This is a genomic window from Bacteroides sp. 3_1_13, assembly GCF_001185845.1.
In the GTDB taxonomy this organism is placed as follows: domain Bacteria; phylum Bacteroidota; class Bacteroidia; order Bacteroidales; family Bacteroidaceae; genus Bacteroides; species Bacteroides xylanisolvens.
Genome location: NZ_KQ236955.1, coordinates 512,544 through 538,853, shown reverse-complemented (window position 1 = coordinate 538,853; position 26,310 = coordinate 512,544). Strand labels below are relative to the sequence as shown.

Annotated in this window: 17 protein-coding genes; 14 read left to right on the top strand and 3 right to left on the bottom strand. The window is 38.9% G+C overall.

Going from position 1 to position 26,310, the window contains the following annotated elements; genetic code table 11:
• Positions 1 to 13: 13 nt before the first annotated feature.
• The 3 genes from HMPREF9009_RS02110 to HMPREF9009_RS02100 form a co-directional block, all read right to left on the bottom strand.
• The gene (locus HMPREF9009_RS02110) at positions 14 to 3,031 is read right to left on the bottom strand and encodes a tetratricopeptide repeat protein (protein WP_049701318.1); all 3,018 of its coding nucleotides are present in this window, start codon (positions 3,029 to 3,031) and stop codon (positions 14 to 16) included.
• A gap of 23 nt (positions 3,032 to 3,054) precedes the next feature.
• Complete coding sequence (locus tag HMPREF9009_RS02105; protein WP_049701317.1) at positions 3,055 to 4,365, bottom strand: ATP-binding protein; 1,311 nt, start codon at positions 4,363 to 4,365, stop codon at positions 3,055 to 3,057.
• An 873-nt stretch (positions 4,366 to 5,238) separates the two neighbouring features.
• Positions 5,239 to 5,778 (bottom strand): NUDIX hydrolase, encoded by a 540-nt coding sequence (locus HMPREF9009_RS02100; RefSeq protein ID WP_049701316.1) that lies wholly within the window; start codon positions 5,776 to 5,778, stop codon positions 5,239 to 5,241.
• A gap of 693 nt (positions 5,779 to 6,471) precedes the next feature.
• Between HMPREF9009_RS02100 and HMPREF9009_RS02095 the strand changes: the two genes are divergently transcribed.
• From HMPREF9009_RS02095 to ahpF, 14 genes are all read left to right on the top strand, one after another.
• Positions 6,472 to 7,476, top strand: a complete 1,005-nt coding sequence (locus tag HMPREF9009_RS02095) for a LacI family DNA-binding transcriptional regulator (RefSeq protein WP_049701315.1) — start codon at positions 6,472 to 6,474, stop codon at positions 7,474 to 7,476.
• A gap of 32 nt (positions 7,477 to 7,508) precedes the next feature.
• Positions 7,509 to 8,438, top strand: a complete 930-nt coding sequence (locus HMPREF9009_RS02090; protein WP_049701314.1) for a dihydrodipicolinate synthase family protein — start codon at positions 7,509 to 7,511, stop codon at positions 8,436 to 8,438.
• A 20-nt stretch (positions 8,439 to 8,458) separates the two neighbouring features.
• On the top strand, positions 8,459 to 9,928 hold the full coding sequence (locus HMPREF9009_RS02085; RefSeq protein ID WP_049701313.1) for a sodium:solute symporter family protein: 1,470 nt from the start codon (positions 8,459 to 8,461) through the stop codon (positions 9,926 to 9,928).
• Complete coding sequence (locus HMPREF9009_RS02080) at positions 9,925 to 10,533, top strand: NanQ anomerase/TabA/YiaL family protein (RefSeq protein WP_049701312.1); 609 nt, start codon at positions 9,925 to 9,927, stop codon at positions 10,531 to 10,533. Before HMPREF9009_RS02085 ends, HMPREF9009_RS02080 begins: the two co-directional genes overlap by 4 nt.
• Before the next feature lie 19 nt (positions 10,534 to 10,552).
• Positions 10,553 to 12,319 (top strand): L-fucose isomerase, encoded by a 1,767-nt coding sequence (locus tag HMPREF9009_RS02075; RefSeq protein ID WP_118218628.1) that lies wholly within the window; start codon positions 10,553 to 10,555, stop codon positions 12,317 to 12,319.
• A gap of 58 nt (positions 12,320 to 12,377) precedes the next feature.
• Entirely contained in the window at positions 12,378 to 13,217 is an 840-nt protein-coding gene (locus HMPREF9009_RS02070; RefSeq protein WP_049701310.1) for an alpha/beta hydrolase, read from the top strand.
• Between the two features lie 57 nt (positions 13,218 to 13,274).
• Positions 13,275 to 14,033 carry a DUF4627 domain-containing protein gene (locus HMPREF9009_RS02065; RefSeq protein WP_049701309.1) on the top strand — a complete coding sequence of 253 codons (759 nt, stop codon included), beginning with the start codon at positions 13,275 to 13,277 and terminating at the stop codon, positions 14,031 to 14,033.
• A 7-nt stretch (positions 14,034 to 14,040) separates the two neighbouring features.
• On the top strand, positions 14,041 to 17,232 hold the full coding sequence (locus HMPREF9009_RS02060; RefSeq protein ID WP_162487397.1) for a SusC/RagA family TonB-linked outer membrane protein: 3,192 nt from the start codon (positions 14,041 to 14,043) through the stop codon (positions 17,230 to 17,232).
• A gap of 13 nt (positions 17,233 to 17,245) precedes the next feature.
• Positions 17,246 to 18,709 carry a RagB/SusD family nutrient uptake outer membrane protein gene (locus HMPREF9009_RS02055; protein ID WP_162487396.1) on the top strand — a complete coding sequence of 488 codons (1,464 nt, stop codon included), beginning with the start codon at positions 17,246 to 17,248 and terminating at the stop codon, positions 18,707 to 18,709.
• Positions 18,710 to 18,737: 28 nt separating this feature from the next.
• Complete coding sequence (locus HMPREF9009_RS02050; protein WP_049701306.1) at positions 18,738 to 21,344, top strand: glycoside hydrolase family 2 protein; 2,607 nt, start codon at positions 18,738 to 18,740, stop codon at positions 21,342 to 21,344.
• Positions 21,345 to 21,365: 21 nt separating this feature from the next.
• Positions 21,366 to 22,583: a sialidase family protein gene (locus HMPREF9009_RS02045; RefSeq protein ID WP_147393824.1), complete on the top strand. Its 1,218-nt coding sequence runs from the start codon at positions 21,366 to 21,368 to the stop codon at positions 22,581 to 22,583.
• A 50-nt stretch (positions 22,584 to 22,633) separates the two neighbouring features.
• Positions 22,634 to 23,803 (top strand): exo-alpha-sialidase, encoded by a 1,170-nt coding sequence (locus HMPREF9009_RS02040; RefSeq protein WP_232313560.1) that lies wholly within the window; start codon positions 22,634 to 22,636, stop codon positions 23,801 to 23,803.
• 233 nt (positions 23,804 to 24,036) lie between these two features.
• Positions 24,037 to 24,603, top strand: coding sequence for an alkyl hydroperoxide reductase subunit C (gene ahpC, locus HMPREF9009_RS02035; RefSeq protein WP_004307892.1), 567 nt, complete (start codon positions 24,037 to 24,039; stop codon positions 24,601 to 24,603).
• An 85-nt stretch (positions 24,604 to 24,688) separates the two neighbouring features.
• Entirely contained in the window at positions 24,689 to 26,239 is a 1,551-nt protein-coding gene (ahpF, locus tag HMPREF9009_RS02030) for an alkyl hydroperoxide reductase subunit F (RefSeq protein WP_049701304.1), read from the top strand.
• Positions 26,240 to 26,310 lie beyond the last annotated feature (71 nt).

Sequence of the window (26,310 nt, the reverse complement as noted above, 5' to 3'; positions counted from 1 at the left end):
TATTTTTTTATTCTCAATTCTCAACTTTCAATTTACTAAGTCTGCTTTCAATCATGCTTTCAATATCGTCATTCCCTTGATAATTCTGTTGCAGACTTAGCAGATATTGGCGTGCGTCCAGATCTTTACCCGTAGCATGATAGACGTCGGATAGAAGGACAAAACTACGTGCTAGCCAATAAGCATGTGGCGTACTCTGTTCTATATAGTTGAGCAACTCTTTCTCTGCAGCGGCATATTCTTTTGCGTCGTAAAGTGATTGTGCAACCTGATATTTTGCTTCGGCACCGTAAGAATTACGTGTATCTTTAGCCAGTTCACGATAGTCTTCCAGTGCTTTTTTGCCAGCCTTTTGCTTGGTGTAGGCTTTAGCACGGTAATAAAGAGCTTCGTTCCTTAACTCCGGACTAAGTTTGGCTTCTGTAAGCAGGTCGGTAGCTGCATGGATGGTTTCTATATCATCTCTCAACAGGAAGGCGCAACGCAAAATACCTGTTTCGGCAAGTTGGCGACGTTCTACGTTGGTTGCTTTTTCTTTCAACATTTTATAGCTGGCCAATGCTTCGGGCATATTTTGTTGGTTGAACTGCACTTCAGCACGCAAGATTAGTGCTTCTTCTGCAAACGGATTGTTAGGATATTCCAGTAATTTACCGGAATGGAGAAGAATCATATCGTAATTCTTCTGCTCGTTACCGATCAGGCAGAGGTAATAATGTGCATTCAGGCTGAAAGCACCTTCCGGGAAGGTCTGCAAGTATTTGTTGAGACTTGTTTTGGCTTCTTCCATCCGGCCTTTTGTATAAATCTTTTCTGCAGCGGCATACGTAAGTGAGTCTTGTTCATTGGCATCGAAACGAATATGTCCCGGCATGGCATTTGCTAAAGCTGCAAATTCCTCGATGCGGTTCAGGTCTACATAAATAGATTTCAAGTCACGCATGGCAAGGCGCGCTTCTTCGCTTCCCGGATATTTCTCGATCACTTCCTTGTAAGCTCCGATAGCCTGATTGTAGTCTCCTTTCTGATAGTACAATAATCCGACTTCTGCAGCGGCTTTCCGGCTGACAGGACTTTCGGGGTATTTGCTTAGCAATTCTTTGAAAGAGGTAATAGCTTGATTGTTGTTATCCATCAGGACATAAGAACGCCCTTTCTCATAAATGGCATTTACTGCATAAGGAGAAGAAGGATATTTACCTACCAGTCGGTTTAACAAAGTGATTTTGCCGGAATAGTCTTTTTGTAATCCCGATACGAGAGCGAGTTGATAGAAAGAATAGTCGCCGGAAGGAGTATTCATTTGTTCCGCTTGTGAGTAGTAATGTTTGGCTTCTTCGAAGTTACGTACATGCAGGTGGCAGTCACCAATACGATTGTATGCATCGGCAAGTGCGGTTGCATTTTCACCTTTCTCCAGTTGAATGTATTTTTGGAAGTAATTGCTTGCTTGCGTATAGTCTTTCCGGTGGAAAGCGATATATCCTAAGTTATAATTGGCAAGCGCATACATTTCGTTATTGGGTTGGGTGGTGAGTTGCAGATAAGCATTAAAATCACGCGCGGCTTCTACCATTCGGTTTAGACGGTAATAGGATTCTCCGCACCAATAGTAAGCGTCTGCCTTGGTCTGACGATTGTATTGTCCGATGGCAATGGATTGGTTCAGATATTTCAGAGCTTGTTCGAAGTCGGCGTTAGCGAAAGATTGAGTTCCTAATTGGAACAGTATCTTCTGTCTGGCTTCCAATATTTGTGCGCTTGGTTTGGCAATCCGGTCGATTGATTTCAAAGCTGCATCGTAGCTACGTGTATTCATGTAAACTTCTACCAGGTAGCTGCTGACTTTTTCAGCGTATGGAGAAGTCGGAAATTCATTCAGGAATTTCTCAAAGGCAGTAACTGATTCACCGAAAGCGGAGAAAGAAGTCTCGTGCAGGCAAAGAGCGTAATTGTAAGCTGCCTGTTCCTTGATTTGCATATTAGCATTGGAGGCGGCTGCCTGTTCAAAAGCCATGCGTGCTTTGTTTTTCTCTGCCAGTTGCAGATAAGAGAGTCCCATGTGGAGATATGCATTTTGGGTAAGGGCATCGTTGTCAGTTGTCACCTTACCTAATGTTTCGGCTGCTTTGGAGTAGACTTTTGTTTGGTAGTAGGAGAGACCCAGCATATAAAGGGCATCGCGGCGGGGAGCCGAGCGATCCTTATTCAGGTAATTGTTGAATGCTTCTACGGCTTGGTGATATTGTCCGAAATGGTAATAGGCATCTCCCAGAATACGGTACATTTCTGCTGCGTATTCATTATTCGGATAGGCTGACAGATAGTTTTGGGCTACAATCTGTGCTTTATCATAGTTTTTGAGCTGCACATAAATTTCGGCTATGTAATAGGGGACGAGGGTTTTGTATTTTGAGTCGTCCTGTAAGGGGAGGAAGCCTTTCAACGCTTCAGTATAACGTTTTTGTGTATAGCGGATGTAGGAAAGATAGTAATCACAATCTTTGGCGTATTTGGGGCTGTTGGCACGCAAAGTTTCAAACCAGATGGCTGCTTCTCTTAGATTATCGGTTTTCAGATAACAGGTAGCTAGTTGGTAGGTGCAGTCGTCCCGTTCTTCATTACCTAGCAAATCGAGGTCGGCAGAGTTGAAGAGTGCCAGTGCTTCATCATATTTTCCTTCGTAGAAATAGCAGGAGGCTAACAGCGCATAAATACGGTTAGCGTATGGAGTATCAGGATAACGGTCAAGGTATTTGCGGAGGAGTTCGATGCGGTTTTTGTCTTTCAGTTCGTAAGCCGAACTGACTAGCATATACTCTGCGTCCTGAAGAAGGCTGGCTGCAGGCTTTTGTTTTACAAATGCTTTCAATGCCGGCAGAGCAGCTGCATAATTCTTTTCCTGGAAAAGTTCTTTCCCTTCTTTATAAAGGTTGTCAGTCGAAGTGAACTTGTCACCTGTCTGGGCAAATCCTATAATGGGCGTGCAGCAGATGGCGGCACAAATGAGTCTAGTAATTTCTTTTTTCATAATCGGGTGTTTATGCAAAAGTACTACATATCTTTCAATGAGAATCCTTTGAAAGTTATTTTATAATCATTTAATTCTTTATGTAAAGTTTCTCCTTTCTTTTCCAATGCCGGGATACTTATTTTTCTCGGATTTCTTTTTACTTCTCCGATAAGTGCTGTTTTGTTAAACCGGTTGAGGGCGATCAGGTCTATTTCATTTTCTCCGTTTTTGTCCCAATAGTTACCTACGTCGGTAACTTCTTCTTTTTCAGCGATAAGTTCACGGAAATATTTTTCTAACAATAGGCCGCTGTATTGTTCATAGTTCTTTTCTACATATTCTATCAGTAAATGGTTTTTCCCCATTTCCAGTACTGCGTTGTTTGAGAAAATAAAGCGAAACCAGAATCGTAGAAAATTGTCTTGCAGGCAATAACGGGTAGCACGACTATTAGGTTTAGCGAACATCGGTTTCACTTTTTTGATTAATGAATATTCATCCTCAAGGTTGGCTAAATAGGAACCGGTGTTTTTATTGATGATGGAATCAATCTCTCGTTGTGTTGTTTTTCCTTCTGCAATGAGAGATAGGATAGAAAAATAATTGGCATAGTCTTTCCCGAACTCGGAAATCAACATGTCTTTGCCTTCTGTCAGAAATGGTGAGCCTTCGGAAAGCGCATAATTTATCATGGCAGTTTTATTAAATGCTTTCGCTTCCATCAATAGGGTGATGTATTTGGCTACTCCACCTGTCAGCAAATACAAGCAAAGCAAATCTTCCGATGTGAATTGGGGGGCATGATCTGCTAGAATCTCTTTGATAACGGTGGTGGTGAATGGATGCAGGGCAATTCGGGCGGTAAGGCGTCCGTATAGTGGCTCCTTGCGGTCTTCGAATATTCTTTTCATCATTGAATAAACGGAACCGCATACAATGAAATTGATTTTGGAAGTCGCGTGATATTGGTCCCAAATACGTTGTATGTCACTGACGATAGACGGATTGATATAGAGAAATTCTTGAAATTCGTCAATGATTAATGTGAAATTTTCCTTTTGGGAATGTTGCATCAGCAGTTCAAAGAGCTGTGCGAACTCTCTGATTTCTCCATAGATACGAATGCCAAGCGTTTCCTGAATGACAGGTTGATATTGTGCGCAAAGCAGGACTTCACTCTTTCTTGCTACAAATATATATACGAATCGGGTGTCTTTGACAGACTCTAAGAGTAGAGCTGTTTTTCCGATTCGTCGGCGTCCGGTCATTACAGTAAAGCAAGCGCTCGTTTGTGATTGCTCTTTAGCTGCGGAAAGTATTTCTAATTCTTTCTTTCGGTCATAAAATTTCATACATAGGTTTCTTTTAATGGCGGTTAATTTAATGGCTATTAAATTAATGGTGATTACAAAAATAATGAAAACTGTCGTATTCTTCTTATTTTTAGTAGTATAATATACTTATTTAAGATTTCGGGTTGATTATGTGGCATAGCTTTAAGCAATCATAGAAAAATAAGTTGGTACACATTTCATGAGAACGGGTTCTCGTATATTTTATTTCATTATTGTACAGTTTGCTTTCTTCTGAAGTATCGGAATTGTCTTGTAGGAATGTTCTATTTTTAAGATTGTGGTGGAATCAAATGGAAAGAAAAAGCTGTAAATAGAAAAATGAGTGAATAAATTATTGCAAGAATATACAAACTAAAAGCTGATTTTGTATTTATTCTCTTGATATATACAGAAAAATAGCGTCACTATCCGATGTGTTTCCCGTAGTGAAACCAATCGTTTCTCGGTGTGGAACACTTCGTTTCTTACCAAGAAACGATTGATTTGTTTTAAAGAAGCTAAAAATTTGTTTCAAAGGGGGATTATTAGTCTGATTGACTGTTTTGTTTTATCAAACAAATATTGTCTATTTTGTGTCAAATGCTAGAAATATTGGATCGTTTTTATGTAAAATGGGTTTTGAAGTAATAAAATGGTAGAAGTGTTATTCTATTTGTGTCACTAAGCATTTTATTCATCGAAAATGCAGGCTATTTTTGCTTTTACATTTAACGTAAATCGCAATGACGAAAAGCAGAAGAAAGAAAATATGCATTTTTTCAGATTAGTCATTTTTTCAGGCTATTTATAGATTCGTTAATAGAAGAATATATTCATAGCTGCACAATTATGAATTAAACTATCGATGTGGTTGTCTTATTCTCAGAAAAACTATACCAAGTTATTTTTTATATGTCGGGCTAAGAATGAGATGAGGCCCCGTCGGATAGAATCCAAACCGAAATCGTCCGGATTTATTTCACCAAGAGGCAAGAAGTATGAATCCGCCACATCATCCATGGCTGAAAAGTGACTCATATCTTCTACAATACAGAGAAAGAACATATCGAGAGTGTGTACAGGGAAGCCGGAATAGACGTAAATATTGGGAAGTGAAAATTGATAAATAGCTTGCTTTACTTTCAACCCGGTTTCTTCTAATACTTCGCGGGCTACACCTTCTTCACCGGTTTCGTTCATGTCGATAAATCCACCGGGAAGATCGAGCGTACCTTTAGCGGGGTCTTTGGCACGTCGACAGACTAGCAATTCATTCTTTTCATTTAGAATTAATGCTACTGTGGCGGAAGAGGGATTGAAATAATAAACGAAACCACAATCTGCACACTTTTTTGATTTCTCATTGTTGACTGCAAAATATGGGGAACTACATTTGGGACAATATTGGAATTGGGATAGAGGATGTTTCATTATTATAAAGTGCTTTATAGGAATTAAAAATTGTTTGACCACAAAAATATGAAAAAATAGTGAAGCTTTTCTTTTATTTTTGCTAAAACTATGGAATGTGTTTGTAAAATGTAAATTTCTTTTTTAAATCTCTATCGCACTTCAGTTCTGTTTATAATTGAATAGATCATAGCAAACTCTGTAATTAAGTTATACTTGTTATAATATGTAACATTATACGGAGCTATTATCTGTTTGTATGTAGCTTTTATGTAAATAAAAAAGATGCTAAAAATTTGTGGGTTAACCTATCTCTGATAACTTCTTGAATGAAATCATATAGTTAAAATATAATAAATAAGTATGCGCTTTGAATAATTGAATTGAATAAGTATTATATTTGCTGTATCGTTTTAGCAAAGATACAAAAATAAAAAGAAAGAAGAAATATAGTGCTTGCTATTTTTTTTACTTGTTATGCTAAAACGAATTAGCTAATCTGATGCTTGAAATGGAAGGTGAATGCTTATGAATTCTATTGCTGAAGAAAAGATTTATTGAGTCTATTGGAAGTGTTTATGGGGTTCTCTATTAATTGTGATTTATTCACATTATTATTTCGTTTAGTAATTCACTATCATTGAATGTACAAAGTGTTATAAAACGTTATTTATTAAATAAAAATTGATTTATTCTTTACCTTAATATAATAATATGGATAAACGAAAAAAAATAACGCTTAGTGATGTTGCGGCTGAATTGAATATTTCTTCTACTGTCGTATCTATGGTTTTGAATGGTAGAGCGAAGAAATATAGGATAAGTGAGGCTGTCGAACAGAATGTGAGACGGAAGGCGAAAGAGATGGGATATCAACCCAATAGCTTGGCCCAAGGGCTACGAACTGGGAAAACACGTACAATAGGGTTGATTCTTGGAGATGTTTCCAATCCGTTTTTTTCTAAAATAGCCTCTTGTGTGGAAAAAGAGGCTGCCAGATATAATTATCAAGTGATGTTTGCAAGTTCTGATGAATCTTCGGAAAAGTTTGAGAGAGCGGCACAGATGTTTTTATCAAAACAAGTGGATGGGCTAATTGTAGCTCCGACAGAAAATAGCGAAAAAATCATAATGGATATTGTGAAGAATAGAAAGCCTGTAGTGTTGATCGACCGTATAGTGAAAGAGGTGCCAGTTGATTATGTGCAGATTGATAATAAAGACGCGACTTACAGGTTAGCGAACCTGATTATTGATCAAGGATTTAAAAAGATTGCTTACATGACGGTCACTCATACTTTGTCCAACTTTCAGGAGCGATACCTTGGATTTAAGCAGGCACTTGATGAACATAATATACCTTTTGATTCTTCTTTGTTCTATGAAGTTGATTTCTTTAATTTTCAAAAGAGTGTAAGAGAAGGGGTTTATCAGTTTTTACGCATGGGGATTGACGCAATTTATTGTGCGTCGAATCGTATCGGGACTCAGGTGCTGATTGCTCTTAAAGAAAGAAATACAACATTGACGGAACATTTCACGGTGGTTAGTTTTGATAATCCAGATGAATTCAAGTTAGCTTATTGTCCGGTTTCCTGTGTGGAACAGCCTATTCCCGAAATAAGTGAAAAAGCGGTTGAAATATTGATGAAAAAAATAAATAAGGAAAGCGATGAACTTATGCAGGTGATTATTCCTGCCCGTATTGTCATTAAATAACAAAATACTAATAAATTAATTTTTTTCTAGCTATGAATTGCAAGATGAATGCTCCTTTGTCGGGGATTATTCCCCCTTTGGTGACTCCTTTATTGGACGATGATGTACTTGATGTTGAAGGTCTGAACAGATTGATAGAACATTTGATAGCAGGAGGCGTACATGCTCTTTTTGTATTGGGTACTACTGGCGAAGCCCAAAGTCTAAGCTACAAATTGAGAGTGGAGATGATAAAGAATACATGTCGGATAACGAAAGGGCGTTTACCGGTATTGGTATGTATCTCGGACACTTCAATTGTGGAAAGTGTAAACTTGGCTCGTATTGCAGCAGACAATGGAGCGGATGCTGTAGTTTCTGCGCCTCCTTACTATTTTGCCGCAGGTCAGCCTGAATTGATCGAGTTTTATGAGAATCTGACTCCTCAGTTACCGTTGCCGTTGTTTTTGTACAATATGCCTACCCATACAAAAGTGAATTTCGCACCGGCCACTATTCAGAGGATAGCGGAGGATCCAAGGGTTATTGGCTTTAAAGACAGTTCAGCCAATGCTGTTTATTTTCAGTCCGTAATGTATGCGATGAAAGAACGTCAGGATTTCTCTATGTTGGTCGGTCCGGAAGAGATTATGGCGGAATCGGTACTTCTCGGTGCTCACGGTGGAGTAAATGGAGGGGCTAACATGTTTCCTGAATTGTATGTGGAGTTATATAATGCCGCAAAAAATACAAATCTGGAAGAACTGAAACGTTTACAGGAAAAAATTATGCAGATCAGTGCCACTATTTATACAGTAGGACAGCATGGATCCAGCTATTTGAAGGGTTTGAAATGTGCTCTCAATTTATTGGGAATATGTAGTGATTATGTTGCCGCACCTTTTCATAAGTTTGAACAACGCGAAAGGGAGAAGATATGGAAGGCACTTCAGAAATTGGGGATTAATGTAGTACTTAGATAAACCTGGTAAAAAGAACGGCTATGTCTATTCTCGATATTATTATATTTTTATTCTTTACGGGAGGGGTTGTGGTCTTTGGCTGCTCTTTCTTCAGCAAGAAACGTTCGTCTGAAGAGTTCACTTCCGCGGGGCGTGCCCTTCCGGGGTGGGTTGTAGGAATGTCTATTTTCGCGACTTATGTAAGCAGTATCAGTTATTTGGCTTATCCGGGTAAAGCATATATGGCGGATTGGAATGCATTCGTATTTAGTCTGTCTATCCCGATCGCTTCCTATTTTGCCGCCAAGTACTTCGTCCCCTTCTATCGTTCGATTGGAAGTGTGTCGGCTTATAGCTTTTTGGAGGAACGGTTCGGTCCCTGGGCTCGAATTTATGCTTCTGTTTGTTATCTGTTGACACAATTTGCCCGGATGGGTTCTATTTTGTATTTACTTGCGCTGCCTATGAACGCGTTATTGGGCTGGGATATCAAAACGATTATTGTAATAACCAGTATTGCTATTATTGCTTATTCAATGTTGGGCGGTTTGAAAGCTGTAATATGGACAGAAGCTATACAAGGATTTATTTTGATTGGCGGTGCTTTAGCGTGTCTTTGTGTATTGATGTTTAAAATGCCGGAAGGGCCGGCTCAAGTTTTTCGGATTGCAGTTACCGACCATAAATTCAGTTTGGGAAGTTTTGGAAGTAGTTTGACGGAATCTACCTTTTGGGTATGCCTTGTTTATGGGATATTTATTAACCTGCAAAATTACGGAATAGACCAAAACTACGTACAACGCTATCTGACAGCTAAAGATGAGAAACAAGCAAAATTCTCTGCTCTTTTTGGGGGGTATTTGTTTATTCCTGTTTCGGCTGTATTTTTTCTGATAGGTACTGCATTATATGCCTATTATAAGGCATTTCCGGAAACACTTCCAGTAGGGATGGAAGGGGATGCAGTTTTTCCGTACTTTATAGTTCATGTGCTTCCCACGGGGCTTACCGGATTGTTGATCGCTTCAATTTTTGCTGCGGGAATGAGTACGGTAGCTACAAGCATCACTAGTTCTGCCACAATTATTCTGACTGATTATTATGCCCGCTATGTGAATAGGCAACCGACGGAGAAGCAGTCGGTGAAGGCTTTGTATTTTTTTAATGTCTTGGTAGGGATAATCGGCATTTTTGTGGCATTGGCATTTTTGAATGTAGAAAGTGCATTAGACGCCTGGTGGGCTTTATCTTCTATTTTTAGTGGGGGAATGCTGGGGCTCTTTCTGTTGGGCTATGTTTCAAAAAAGTCCCGCAATGTGGATGCGGTCCTGGGAGTAATCTGTGGCATTATCGTGGTAGTATGGATGAGCTTGTCTCCTATTTTCTTTACAGATGGTTTTATGGGAGAATATGCAAGTCCTTTCCATGCTAACCTGACGATTGTCTTCGGAACAATTGTAATTTTCTTGGTTGGATTTATCAGTATGCATTTAGTAAAAATGAAGAAATGATGAAAATAATTTATCTGATATCGATAGTTGGGGTGCTGTGTGCATGTAATACAGCTTCTAAGAAGAAACAGAATGAAAAGGAGAAAACGATGAAATGTGTCACTTTTGATGGAAATAGTGTCAGCACTTTGTTTGCTGCTTTGCCTGATTCTATGACTGATTTGGTCGAATGGGAGAAACACTATCAGATGTATCCCGAACGTTGGGAACAAACTTTTGATTATTTAGCTCATACCAATTTGGATAGTTTGCCTTTAGGACGAATTGAATTGAGTGAAGATGTCTATATCACGATTAGTGAATATGAAACGAAAGAACCGGGGGATGCACTTTATGAAGCACATAGAAAGTACATTGATATACAGTATCTGATTTCCGGTAGTGAGTATATTGGCATTTTAAGAGATACTACTTTATTGAAAGAAATGCAGCCATATAATGAGGAGAAAGATATTGCTTTTTATACTTCTAATGGCGGTACATTAAGAAAGGCTACTCCGGGAAATTTCTTTATTTTCTTCCCCCAGGATGTACATCGTCCATGTGTGAAAGAAAAAGAACAAGTAACTGTGAAAAAGCTGGTGGTTAAAATGAAAGTCGATTAAATATCAAAGAATAAGGAATATGAAAACAAATCATCCGAAAATCGGAATCCGTCCGATTATTGACGGCAGAAGGAGAGGAATCCGTGAATCCTTGGAAGAAAAGACAATGGAAATGGCTCGTAGCGTAGCCCGTTTGTATAGCGAAAATCTGCGCTATATAGATGGCGCTCCTGTAGAGTGCGTTATTGCTGATACTACAATAGGAGGTGTTGCAGAAGCTGCTGCATGTGCCTGCAAATTTGCAGATGAGAATGTCTGTGCTACACTTTCGGTTACTCCCTGTTGGTGCTATGGTTCTGAGACAATTGATATGGATCCGCTTTTGCCAAAAGCTATTTGGGGATTTAATGGTTCGGAGCGTCCGGGGGCAGTATATCTGGCTGCTGCATTGGCCGGACATAATCAAAAGGGATTGCCCGCTTTTGGGATTTATGGAAAAGATGTACAAGATGCATCTGATAATACGATTCCGGAAGATGTGAAAGAGAAGCTTTTGCGTTTTGCCCGTGCTGCCTTGGCTGTCGGACAAATGAAAGGGAAATCTTATTTATCTGTCGGGTATTGTTCAATGGGAATTGCCGGTTCGCAGGTAGATGCGATGTTCTTGCAGAAATATTTGGGTATGCGTACTGAATATGCGGAATCAGTTGAAATTCTGCGCCGGATAGAATTGGGAATTTATGACCGGACGGAGTTTGAAAAGGCAATGGCATGGACTCGGATAAATTGCAAAGAGGGAACAGATTATAATCCGTCTCACTTACAACATACTCGTGAGCAAAAAGAGCAAGAATGGGAATTTGTGGTGAAAATGACGCTTATTATCCGTGATATGATGATTGGAAATCCGATTCTGAAGGAAATGGGGTATGAGGAAGAAGCTATGGGGCATAATGCGATTATGGGTGGTTTCCAAGGACAGCGGCAATGGACTGACTTTCTTCCTAATGGCGATTTTAGTGAAGCTATTTTAAATTCTTCTTTCGACTGGAATGGCATTCGTAAGGCTTTTATTGTTGCTACAGAAAATGATCATCTGAATGCGACTGCAATGTTGCTGGGGCATCTGTTGACTAATACTTCCCAACTTTTTGCCGATGTCCGTACTTACTGGAGTCCTGAGGCTATAGAACGGGTTACGGGAATTAAACTGGAAGGTACTGCCTCAAATGGTTTTATTCATTTAATCAATTCAGGTTCTTGTACACTCGACGGGTCGGGGCAGATGACTGAAAATGGATGTCCGGTGATGAAACCTTACTGGGAAATAACGAATGAAGACGTACAGAGATGTCTTGATGCTACTCAATGGTATCCGGCTTCATTGGAATACTTCAGAGGCGGCGGTTATTCTTCCAATTATATGAGCAAAGGGGGCATGCCTATGACAATGTCCCGGATAAACATGGTAGATGGCTTGGGACCGGTTTTGCAGATAGCAGAAGGATGGAGTGTCGAACTTCCTGATAAGGTGGCTGAAGCTGTTGATAAACGAACGGATAAAACTTGGCCTACAACCTGGTTCGTTCCACGTCTCACCAGTCATGAAGCATTTGATAGTGTCTATTCTGTAATGGCAAATTGGGGGGCTAATCATGGTGCTTTGTGTTATGGGCATATTGGTGCGGAGCTTATCACTCTCGCTTCTATGTTGCGAATACCGGTATGTATGCACAACGTATCTAAAGAAAGAATATTCCGTCCTACTGCATGGGCATCATTTGGGATGGATAAAGAAAGTGCCGATTTCAAGGCATGTGCAACATATGGTCCGCTCTACAAATAGAGAACGGTGATATTGCAAAGAAATGACAATAACCAACTAAAAAATGATTTCTAGGATTATGAAGTATAAGAAACATGTATTTCTGTTCCTTTTATTACTTACATGTAGGGTGTATGCTCAAGATGTACATTTAAAACTTTATGAACAACAAGAACCCAAAACTGACAAAATTGATAGTTCAGGATATATTCGCGAGGTGTTTTCTCCTGAATTATTAGGTTATCTGCCTGAGAATAGAACCGGTCTGAACCATGCTGTACTGCTTATCCCCGGTGGAGCTTATTCTTATATAGCTATTTCTCACGAAGGCTATGGAAGTGCAAAATGGTTGGCCAAGAATGGGATTGCAGCTTTTATTCTTAAGTATCGATTGCCAAAAGGTGATCCACAGGTAACGATAAATGACGGCATACGAGCTTTGGAAGTTATTCACGAACAATCTGAGAAATTGGGTATAGATAAAGATAAGATTGGAGTCATGGGATTTTCCGCCGGTGGGCATTTAGCTGCTGCTTTATTGACCGGGTTTACTTCAAAAAAGAATATGGTCAATTTTGGAATATTGGTTTATCCGGCTATATCTATGTCATACTCTAATTTTCAGACTCGTGAACATCTTTTGGGAGTTAAAGCAGATGAGCAAAAATGGAGAAATATTTATTCGATGGATAAACACGTGTCTGCTGATACTTCCCCGACTTTTATCATATTATCATCGGATGACCAGGCAGTACCTTATTTAAATGGCCTGAATTTTTATAATGCGTTATTAAATAATGGCGTTAAATCGGAAATACGAATCCTGTCAGAAGGCGGCCATGGATGGTGGATGCGTAATAAGTTTATATATGAGGAGGAAATACGGATAAGTATTTTGAGATGGATTAGAAGTTTTTGAATGTGCGGAATTATATTGATTTAAGAAAAATAATGTCAACCTAATTACATTTGTATTATGAAGAAAAGAACCTTTTTTTTAATGCTTTTTGCACTTATTGTAGGACTTTCATCTTGTGAGGATAAAGAAGAAATTGCGCCTCTTCCTACAGAGTTTGAAGAAGATGTAGAAGATACTCCAGGTGGGGATATTCCTGTAAATCTTATACATGATGCTGATTTTGAGACTGCCGACCTGGAACGTAAGCTAACAGATTCTCCAATTATTTATAATGAGTGGGTTGTACTGAATAATTACCCCAGTACAATTTCTTTTTCTACGGCTTATGACGGCGAACAGGAAACAGTCGGTAAAATGATGAATACCACAACTTCTATTCCTAATGCGGATCCGACTAGAGCTTTTATTGCCCAACGGATTAAAGGTGTGGTAGAACCGGCGCTATACACATTTTCTTTTAAGGGAAAAAGTAGTGGTGGGACCCCGACTTGCCGTATATTTATAAAAGCCACTGATGCTGCGGGAAATGTTGTGGAACGTTATTTTATTTATGATACGGAAAAGCCGACTTCTCCCACAGGAAAATACTGGGCTTATTGTAAGAATTGTCTTTTGTCTTCTGAATGGGTAGAATTCTCCTATGTTATAGACTTTTCCAAAATTACCGACCAAAAGGCTAGTATTACCTATGAGAGTGCTCTTAATGCTTCATTAGTTGATCGTACCGATATAGTGCTTTGTTTGCAGAATAATGCGCAGAACTCAACGATGCTGATAGATGATGTAACCTTGATTAAATACATAAATGAAGAATAAAAAGATTATGAAAAGCTATAATATATATAAGTCCAAGCTACAATATTTTTGTTGTATAGGTATTTTTATGTTGATTTTCCCTACTTTAGGTCTTTGGGCTCAGACTGGAAACTCAAATTTTACTGTAACAGGGCGTGTATTGGATGAAGACTTGAATCCCATTATCGGTGCAACTATTTATTTGGAAAGTACATCTAAAGGGACTATTACTGATATTGACGGAAATTTCAAGGTCTTGGTTCATAAGGGTGAAAAGATATCTGTTACTTATATCGGATATGAGAAGTATTCATTAATTGTCGCAGATTCCAAACCGTTGGAAATTATATTAAAATCAGATGTTCAATTACTTGATGAGGTAGTAGTAGTCGGTTATGGAACATTAAGTCGGCGAGAAGTTACTTCTTCTATTTCAAGGGTATCGGGAGAAGACTTGAACAAGGTGGTCGGTACAACAGTATCAAATGCATTGAAAGGTAAAACGACTGGTCTGCGAGTCTTTAGTACTTCGGGTGCTCCGGGCAGTCAAGCTTCGATTACTATTCGTGGCGGTTCGTCTATAAATAAGAGTAATGATGCTTTGATCTTGATTGATGGAGTACCCGGGGCATTATCGAATGTGAATTCCCAGGATATCGCATCTATTGAAATCTTGAAGGATGCTGCTTCAACTTCGATATATGGTTCGAGAGCCTCAAACGGTATCATTTTGATAACAACTAAAGAGGGAAAATCTTCTAAACCAACGGTAACGGTAAATGTATCGTACGGGTTCCAAAATGCATCCAAACAGATTGACCGGTTGAACTCTACAGAATATTTAAGTGTTATGCGTCCGGCACTCGCACGCAGTCCTTATGCAAATTTGCTCCAAAAGGCTCATCCGGCAGGTACAGGAAATCTGGATAATAGTTCATTCTCGACTCGTTACTTGAAACATGGAGAAAGCTTAGCACCCGGATGGAACTGGATGTGGGATCCTATTTCTCCCAATAAGGTGCTTATCTTTGAGGATAATGATATTGAAGATGAACTGTTTGAAGGTGGCAATATTGTCAATGCTTATGTGGGGCTTAATGGGGGAACGGAGAAAATGAAGTATATGGTTAGTTTGGGGTATGTCGGTGATAATGGATACACTCCCAAGCGCTCATGGGATAATATAACTTTAAGATTGAATCATAGTTATGCTATTACTAAGAATTTAAAATTAACAACCAATTTATCTGCTCATAAGATTAACTCCACTCCCTATGCCAGTGAGTCTGCTATTTTTTCCAGAGGTGTACACTTGGCTCCTACAATTCGAGGGTTGATGGCGGATGGAACTGATTCTCCTGGAAAAGATAAGGATTATAGAAATCCACTTTATTTGATTGACAACATTGTAAACGAACGTGCAGATTGGGGTGGAAAAGGAAAAATAGGTTTGTCATGGGAAATACTGAATGGTTTGACAGCTAAAGTAGAGGGCTCTTATAATGTTGCAGTTATGCATCGTGAATATTTCGAGAAAAATAATTATTATAATAATCTGAGAGATGCGAATTATTATGGTAGTAATAATCAGACTTCCCAATTAGATTTTACCTTGAGCTATAATAAAGAGTTTGCTTCTGAACATAAGATTCAATCAGTAATTGGTGCATCAAGTTTATATTATAATTTGTATGATTATAGTGCAGAAGCATATGGTGGAAGCCGTGATGATATTATAACATTGAATGGAGCTTCAGAATACACTAAGGCATCTTCAACCCGTCAACGTGAACGCATGAACAGTTTTTTTGGACGTGTAACTTATGGTTATAAATCAAGATACTTATTAACCGCTTCTTTGCGGGCTGATGGTTCTTCTCGTTTCGCAGCCGGTAATAGGTGGGGGTATTTTCCTGGAATCTCTGCTGGATATATTATGAGTGAGGAAAATTTTATGAAGAACCTTTCATGGTTATCTCTGGCGAAAATTCGTGCTAGTTACGGAATGACTGGTAATAATTCAATTGGACGTTTTGATTATCAAGGTTTGTGGGCTCCGACTACAGCTTATCAGGGTTCCAGTGCCTATATGCCAAGTGCTCTTCCTAATACAAGTCTGACTTGGGAAAGCTCAGGGCAAGTCGATATAGGCTTTGATTTGGCATTTCTCAATAATCGTATAAACTTTTCATTTGATTACTATAATAAGGTGACACGTGACTTGTTGTTCAATGATAAGTTGCCGAATACAAGTGGGTTTGGTACGGTAGATAAGAATGTTGGAAAAGTCAGATTCTGGGGGTACGAAGTGCAAGCTGATTGGAATATTTTTGCAGGAAAGGATTTTAGTTGGAACGTTGGAGGTAATATCAGTTATAATATGAATAAGGTCCTGAAATTACCGGAGAATGGTAACTATAAAAATAGGATGAACGGGACTTTGTTTGCAGATGATTATTATGCCGGCATTGGTGGTATCGCTGAAGGGGAACGTCTGTATAGTGTTATAGGATATAAAGTCAGCCATATTTTAGATAATGATAAGGCAGCTTCAGAAGCTATGTATGATGAACGTGCAGCTGGTTATGATCCGGTAACTCAAACTTATGAGAAAGGTCGTAAAATAGCGGGAGACTATGAATGGGTTGATAAGGACGGTAGTGGTACGATTACTGCAAAAGACCAATTTGTGTTAGGTTATTTGGTTCCTACAACGACTGGTGGTTTTAATACTACGGTAAAAATCAGGGATTTTGAGATTTATGCAAGTTTTGATTATGCATTGGGGCATGTGATTTATGACCGGCAGATAAGTCTGGTAAATTCTGGGGCACAATCTGGCTATCTGAATCCGACTAAGGATGTCTTAAATTACTGGTCTGTTCCTGGTGATGCAGCTAAAACACGCTATGCTCGTTTCGATGTGGAAGATGGCAGCGATAACGGTCAGTGGAATCATTACAGAACTTCAGATGAGAATACTTATAAAGGTGATTATTTGTCATTCCGTGAATTGAAAGTCAGTTATAATTTTCCAAGGACAATTCTGAATAAAACGCAGATAAAAGCTGCGCAAGTTTATTTTTCAGGTCAGAATATATATTGCTTTTCTCAATATCCGGGTTACATGACTGAATATAGCTCGGCCAGCAGAAATTTGAGCGATGGTAATTATCCTCAACCAAGGATATGGACATTAGGACTTAATTTAACTTTCTAATATGTATATAGTCATGAAAAAAATAAAACTAATTTGTTTATTTGTGAGTTTATCTGTATTAAACTCATGCAGTTTGGATATTCTGCCGGACAGTGTCGTATCTAATGAGTCATACTGGGAAACAGAGAGTGATGTCCAGTCTGCTGTTGATGGAATATATTCCAAAATGAGAGGCCAATTGGATGCTTGGAAGTGGATGTATTGGTTTGAAGCCCGTTCTGGAAATATAGCACCGGGGTTTACATCCAGTGGTATAGGTTCTTATATTAATAACCAGATAACGTCCAATCTGAATGATACAAACTGGGCCAATTTATATAATATTGTTTCTCAGACTAATGCTGTAATTACTAATATTGACCGGGTTACATTCCATAATACGACTTTACATGATGAACTCTTGGCCGAAGCATATGCGGTAAGAGCATGGTGTTATTTTAATCTGGTACGTTTATGGGGAGATGTTCCTTTGATCACTAACTTTGTATCATCTTTGGATGATCCTCAATTGTATCCGGAACGTTCTCCTAAATCGACTGTATATGAGACTATAAAATCAGATATAGAGAATGCAGAACAACTATATCTTTCGAACGAAATAAAAGACCGTTGTAAAATATCAAGAGCGGCAATTTTAATGTTACGCGCTGATATTTACTTATGGATGTATAAAGTTGAAGAAGCCAATGCGGATTACTTGACTAAAGCAGAGAAATCTGTTGATGAGATACTGGCTTTACCAAAAACGGCATTGAGTTTACAAGGCAGCTATAAGAATGTCTTCGACAAAGAGGGAAATACGGAAATTATTTTTTCAATCTATTATGATAAGGATGAAAATTCAAGCCAATATGGTTCTTTATTGGCTCAATCTTCTACTTTAGTCCCTGCCGCTTTAAGGAACAACCCGATTCCGGTTGCAACTTCTGCCAATCGTATGAATTTTTCGAAGTTATTTTATGATAACTATCGTAATCGCACATCTGGAGATACCCGTGTTGGATATATAAGTTCGGATATAGAATCCGGTGGAGTTAATTATCGGTATACTTTGAAGTACATGGGAGAGATGAATGGAGTTACCCGCGTGTTTACTACTGACACCCGTATTTACCGCTTGGCCGAAGCTTATCTGTTTAAAGCTGAGATATTGGCGGAACAGGGTAACTATCCGAAAGCTGTGGAGTATTTGAATGATGTGGTTGCACGTGCTTATAATGAAAAGGAGCATTACCCGAAAACTTTGGCAGGAGAGGAATTTAAGGCTGCTTTATTGGATGAGCGTATGATTGAGTTTGCAGGGGAATGTAAATCCTGGTTTGACTTGATTCGGTTCGGTGAGGTATTCAATAGGGTGCCCACATTAGCTGGACGAGAAAATGATAATCAAGGTAATATTCTCTTATTGCCGGTCAATGATGATACCATCAGCCGTAATCCTAAGATAAAGCAAACTCCTGGATATGAAAAGAAATGATGAATCGCTGTAACTAATAGAATAAGAAATGAAGAATTTTATTTGTTTATTTATAACATTATGTTTCTCTCTCCAGAGCTTCTCTCAAATGAAGTATTCTCTGAATAGCGGGGAAAATAATGCATTATGGTATGTGAAGGATTATCATAAGGATGATTTATCGACGAAATTTTTTAATGAGACAGAATGGATACCGGCCACAGTGCCGGGTACCATTTTTGTTGATGCGGTTAATGCCGGACTTGAAAAAGAACCTAATTTCGGAGATAATATCTATCAAGTGGATAAGGATAAATATAATAAAGATCATATTTACAGGCTTGAGTTTAACGTTCCGGAGAATAAAGATTTGGCTCAGAAAAGAATATGGTTGAACTTTGATGGAATTAATCGTTCTGGGGAGATTTATTTGAATAACAATTTGTTAGGTTCGTTAAAGGGAATGATGATGCGGGGGCGGTTTGATGTGACTAAACTAATCAATAAGAAGGGGACGAATCTTTTATCAGTTATCGTTTCATTGCCTAATCAGCGTCGGCATCCGGAGGAGAAATTTGCAAATTTGGCAAGTCCTACTTACTTGTCAAGTGCAGGTTGGGATTGGATGCCCTATGTCCCGGGACTTAATACAGGTATTACAGATAATGTATATTTGACTTTTACTCAGGATGTGACTCTGCAAGATCCGTGGATTCGTACGAAATTACATAATCGGGCAGAATTCGCCGAAGTTGAAATTTCGACGGAAATAGAGAATTGTTCTTCTCGTAAAGTAGTTGTTGAATTATCGGGAGTGATTACTCCGGGAAACATAAAGTTTCGCAAAGAGCTGTTGCTGGAAGCGGATACTGCTCAAACTATAATATTAGACGGTCGCGTAATTAAAGAACTGCGTATAAAGGAGCCTCGTTTATGGTGGCCGAATGGCATGGGAGAAACTAATCTGTATGAATGTAAATTGGCTATTGCGGTTAATGGAAGAATATCCGATGAAAAACAAATAACGTTTGGTATTAGGGAATATACATATCGTACAGATGAAAATGGTGTTTTTAATATTTATGTCAATGGCAAACGGACTTTTTTGAAAGGTGGTAATTGGGGAATGTCTGAATATCTTCTACGCTGTCGTGGAAAAGAGTACTTTACAAAAGTGCGTCTTCATAAGGAAATGAACTTTAATATAATCCGTAACTGGATGGGGTCTACGACTGATAAAGAGTTTTATGAAGCATGTGATTTATACGGTATTATGGTTTGGGATGATTTCTGGCTGAATTCTAAATTTGGAGTTCCCGAGTTTCCTGATGACTTTAATAGAAATGCAGTAGAGAAAATCAAACGTTTTAGGAATCATCCGAGTATTGTTGTTTGGTGTGGTGAGAATGAGGGAACCCCCGGTAATTATGGTACCGGGGAATCCTTAGATAGGAATTTGGCAGAATATATTGCAGTCTACGATGCTTCAAGCAGGCATTATCAATCTGATTCCAGAAAAGGGAATGGGTTGTCGGGAAGTGGGCTTTGGAAAAACTATAAGCCGAGTTTCTACTTTGCAGATGCAAGCAATAGTTTTTTAGGTGATAAATATCCTAAAAATAGAGGTTGGGGACTTCGTAGTGAGATTGGAACAGCTGTTTTCACAACATTTGAAAGCTTTAAAGAATTTATGCCCAAAGAGGATTGGTGGCCTAAAACGGAAATGTGGAATAAACATTTTTTTGGCTCACTGGCGAAAAATGGCGGACCGGATGTGTATGAGAAAACTATTGTTGAGACTTATGGCTCTCCTACGAGTATTGAAGATTTTTGTGAGAAGGCACAACTCGTTAATATAGAAACCAATAAAGCGATGTTTGAAGCATGGAGTAGTAAGATGTGGAATGATGCGTCAGGCATTATGATTTGGATGAGCCAGTCTGCATATCCTTCGTTTGTATGGCAAACTTATGATTATTATTATGACTTGACAGGTGCATATTGGGGAGCGAAAAAAGGTTGTGAACCTTTACATATTTTATGGGATAGCCATACGGATAATATTATGATTACTAATTCTACATATAAAAAATATGATGATATGACAGCTGTTGCGATGGTGTTTAACCAACATGGCAAACAAATAACTTCGTTGAGATTATCTGAGAAGATGAATGTCTTGGAGAATAGTGCCATGAATTGTTTCCGGCTTTTCTCTGACTCAACAGGAATGGAAGAATTGACAGATGTAAATTTCTTACGTCTGGCTTTAAAAAATTCACAAGGCAAAACCGTTTCTTCAAATGATTATTGGTTTGGAAAGCAGAAAGGAAATTGTAGGGCGTTGACTTCTTTACCTAAAGCGCAATTGAGCTATTATATTTCGCGAAGAGAGGCTAAAGAGGGACGTTATTATTTAGACCTGCGTATAACTAATAAAAGTGATGTACCTGCCTTTGCTGTACGTAGCCGTTTGGTTGAAAAAGAAAGTGGCAAGCGAATCTTACCTGTAATTCAAAGTGATGATTATATTATTTTGATGCCTAAAGAGGTAAAGACTATCTTTTTTGAGTTTGAGGATTCGAAGCAGTATAATCACACTACTGTACAGGCCAGAGTGAAGCAATTTGGTTATGAAGAAGAAGTAGTAGAATAGGAAAATAAAATGCATATTGGTATGGGAAAAATATTAAAGAATATGATTAAAAGTATAGGATTGGCACTTGTTGCCATGTCAATAATTTGTTGTGGTGAGCATGAGTTCGGACAGTTTACTTCTGTAGTTGAAGAAACGAGTGAAAACTTTCCGGGAACCATTGTTTGCCATTATAAGAAATCGTCCAGGATTTATCCTAGTTCGCCTAGTATTTGTATCCTGCCAAATGGGGATTATTTGATTTCGTGTGAAGAGGGCGGGCCAAATTGTCCGGTTCCAAAAGTTACTCATATATTTAAATCAACTGATAAAGGAGATACATGGGACAAGATAGCATCTATAACTAATGGACAAGCTTGGTCGAACCTGTTTCTTTATGAAGGTGCAGTATATATCATGGGAGTTGATGCACCATCAGGAAATGTGGTTATAAGAAAATCAACAGATAATGGTACAACGTGGACAAGTAATGTCTCATCGGATAATGGACTAATCTTTACGGGTAAGTACCATACAGCTCCGGTTCCTGTAGTTGTACATAATAATAGGATTTGGAGGGCGATGGAGTGTTATAGTTCTGTTATATCAGGATGGCCGAAAGAGTTTTGCGCTATGATGATGTCTGCTCCGGTCGGCTCTGATTTAATGAAAGCAACCAGTTGGCAGCAATCTAACTCATTACCTTATAATTCGACTTATTTGAATGGATATTTTGGTGGATGGCTTGAAGGAAATGCAGTGGTCGGACCTGATGGGAAGATGAAATTGATTATGCGTGTTGAAGTTCCTGCAAGTGTAAAAGAAGAGGTTGCCATTATTGATGTAAGTGATGATGGTACACAAATTAGTTTTAATCCGGAAACGGGGTTTGCTCAAATGCCCGGAGGAGCGAAGAAGTTTACTATCAGGTATGATGAAGCTACGGCGAGATATTGGACTTTGTCTAATAATGTCAGAGATGAGTTTTTTACTACGGTTCCTGGTAATGTTCGTAATTCACTGGTTCTGTGCAGTTCTAAAAATCTAAGGGAGTGGGAAATACATGAAGAAGTACTGTTCCATGAAGATGTAAAATATCACGCATTCCAGTATATTGACTGGCATGTGGATGGAAATGATATTGTCTTTGTTTCCAGAACTTCTTACGATGATAAATATGGAGGGGCAGATTCATATCATAATGCTAATTATTGTACATTCCATAGAGTAGAGAATTTCAGGAAATACATTTCTCAATAATAGATTGAATAATCCGGCTCTTTTCTATTAATTTTAAATAGCTAGTGTGTATGAAAATGAAGTATATTTATTTGTTGCTCATTTTAGTGTTTCCTCTAAAAGTTTTGAGGGCACAACCGGTTGACTCTCCCCCCGGGGTTGTCATCAACCATATTCCGGCTAATCTGGACCGCTTCATTGGTTCACCAAGTATCTGCATTTTACCCGATGGTAATTATATAGTTTCTCATGATGAATTTGGTCCTACTTCTACTGAGTTTAAGTCGGCTATTACTAGAATATATGTATCTGTAGATAAAGGTAAGTCATGGAAAAGAATTTCACAAATTAATGGTCAATTTTGGTCTACTTTATTTTACTTGAATGGAGCATTATATATTATAGGTACAAATAAGCATCATGGCAATTTAGTGTTACGCAGGTCGGATGATTATGGGAAAACATGGACGATTCCTTATGATGGAAAGAATGGACTTTTATTAGAAGGGGAGTATCATACGGCTCCTACTCCTGTTCTTATTCATAAAGGACGTATTTGGCGTGCTGTAGAGTATGCTACGGCACGAACTACGAAATGGGGAGAACGTTATAGTGCAATGGTTGTTTCTGCTCCTTTGAATTCAGATTTGATGAATGCTGGAAACTGGACGAGAACTAATCATTTGTATTATAACCCAGATTATTTGAATGGTAGTTTTCAGGCTTGGCTTGAAGGGAATGTGGTTGCAACTCCTTCGGGGGAAGTTGTAGATGTATTACGTGTGCAAGTACCCAAAGGACATAAAGAAGTGATGGCATTGGTTAAAGTAAATTTGTCTGGCGATTCTGTCTCATTTGCTTCTTCTGATTTTTATGATATGCCCGGGGCTGCAAAGAAATTTACAATTCGTTATGACACCGTTACTCAACGCTACTGGAGTTTGGTAAATGAAGTTCCGGATTCCTTGCAGCAAATATCTCCCAATTCTGTTCGTAATATGGTGACATTAGTTTCATCTTTAGACCTTAAAAAATGGAAAAGGCATAAAGTGGTATTGTTTCATCCGGATCATTTACGACATGGATTCCAGTATGTTGATTGGTTGTTTGAAAAGAATGATATAATATTTGTATCTCGTACTGCTTATGATGATAATACAGGAGGAGCCAAAAATAATCATGATGCGAATTTTATCACTTTTCATAGAATTGAAAATTTTCGTGCGATGACTGCTGATTGATTTTTATATCATATTGTTTGCATTAGTATGTTGATATAATGCTATGTGATAATTGGAAATTAAATAATAGAGTTGCTTATCGGTTTCATCTATCGCCACATAGAATTATTCGATTGGACATTTTTTGCAAGGCGGGACTTCTGCCTTTATCTTTGCATCAGAAACAAAAAACAAAAGATTGTTTCTGATGTTATAAGTCAAACCAATTAATAACAATAAAAGCAATAAAGATTATGGAACCAATTTTAAATTCTCAACTTCCTGAATTCAGTGTTCAGGCTTTTCACAACGGAGCTTTCAAGACTGTAACCAACAATGACCTGAAAGGTAAATGGGCGATTCTTTTCTTCTATCCTGCTGATTTTACTTTTGTATGTCCTACTGAATTGGTGGATATGGCTGAAAAGTACGATCAGTTCAAGGCGATGGGTGTAGAAATCTATTCGGTAAGTACTGACTCTCATTTCGTGCACAAAGCTTGGCATGATGCTTCTGAAAGTATTCGCAAGATTCAATACCCGATGTTGGCAGACCCGACTGGCGCTTTGAGCCGTGCACTGGGTGTATATATCGAAGAAGAAGGTATGGCTTATCGCGGTACATTCGTTGTCAATCCGGAAGGAAAGATTAAAGTGGTGGAACTGAATGATAACAATATTGGCCGTGATGCAAGTGAATTGCTTCGTAAGGTGGAAGCTGCACAGTTTGTAGCCAGCCATGACGGAGAAGTTTGCCCGGCTAAATGGAAGAAGGGTGAATCTACCCTGAAACCAAGCATTGATCTGGTAGGTAAGATTTGATAGATCTTGATAATGGTGATTATGGGAGGCCGGTAACGGGAGACGCTACTGGCCTTTCTTTTAAAAAAATGAAAGGAAAAAAGGTATGTTAGAATCTGCATTAAAAGAACAACTAAAGGGTATTTTTGCTGGGCTGGAGGCAAATTTTACTTTTGATATATCCGTATCATCCAGCCACGAAAACAAAACAGAATTATTGGAGCTGCTGGGAGATGTAGCGGATTGTTCCGATCATATCACTTGCTCGGTGAATGAGGGAGAAGCATTGAAGTTTACTTTATTAAAGAATGGTGATCGTACCGGAATCACATTCCGGGGTATTCCTAACGGACATGAGTTCACGTCATTGCTTTTGGCTATCCTGAATCTGGACGGCAAAGGAAAGAACTTTCCTGATGAGGCTGTTTGCAACCGTGTGAAAGCACTGAAAGGCCCGATACATCTAACCACTTATGTTTCGTTGACTTGTACGAACTGCCCTGACGTAGTGCAGGCTCTGAATGCAATGACTACTTTGAATCCGGCTATTGCGCATGAAATGGTAGACGGTGCGCTTTATCAGGATGAAGTAGATGCGCTGAAGATACAAGGAGTACCCTCTGTCTTTGCAGATGGAAAATTACTTCATGTAGGCCGTGGTGAATTTGGCGAATTGCTTGCCAAGTTGGAAGAACAATATGGTATTGACGAAATCAAAGCGAATGCAGAGGTGAAAGAATATGATGTGATTGTAGCCGGTGGAGGACCTGCAGGAGTATCGGCAGCTATTTATTCTGCCCGTAAAGGACTCCGTGTAGCTATCGTGGCCGAGCGTGTTGGCGGACAGGTAAAAGAAACGGTGGGTATTGAAAATCTAATTTCTGTTCCGGAAACGACAGGAAATGAACTTGCTGGTAATCTGAAAACACACTTGTTGCGTTATCCGGTGGATTTGCTGGAGCATCGTAAAGTAGAAAAAGTAGAAGTGATTGGAAAACAAAAGCAGATCATTACCTCTGTTGGGGAGAAATTCCTGGCTCCGGCACTGATTATTGCAACCGGTGCAAGCTGGCGTAAACTGAATGTTCCGGGAGAAGCGGAGTATATCGGTCGTGGTGTTGCTTTCTGCCCTCATTGTGATGGACCGTTTTATAAGGGAAAGCATGTAGCAGTAGTAGGTGGAGGAAATTCCGGCATTGAGGCAGCCATTGACTTAGCTGGTATCTGCTCCAAAGTCACTGTTTTTGAATTTATGGATGAGTTGAAAGCAGACAGTGTACTTCAAGATCGACTTAAATCATTGCCGAACGTGGAAGTGTTTGTAAGTTCACAGACTACGGAAGTGATAGGAAATGGTGATAAACTGACTGCCCTGCGCATCAAAGATCGCAAAACGGAAGAGGAACGTTTGGTTGAGTTGGATGGTGTATTTGTACAAATTGGGCTTTCTGCGAATAGCAGTGTATTCCGCGACATAGTGGAAACCAACCGTCCGGGCGAAATCATGATTGATGCACATTGCCGTACGAATGTGACGGGTATCTATGCAGCCGGAGATGTTTCTACGGTTCCTTATAAGCAAATTATTATCTCTATGGGCGAAGGAGCGAAAGCTGCGCTTTCTGCATTTGACGATAGAGTGAGAGGGATTATCTGATTGATGTATTCAGATATAAAAAGCACATAAACAAAACATTAGCAAGAGGAGAAATGACTCCTCTAAAAAAT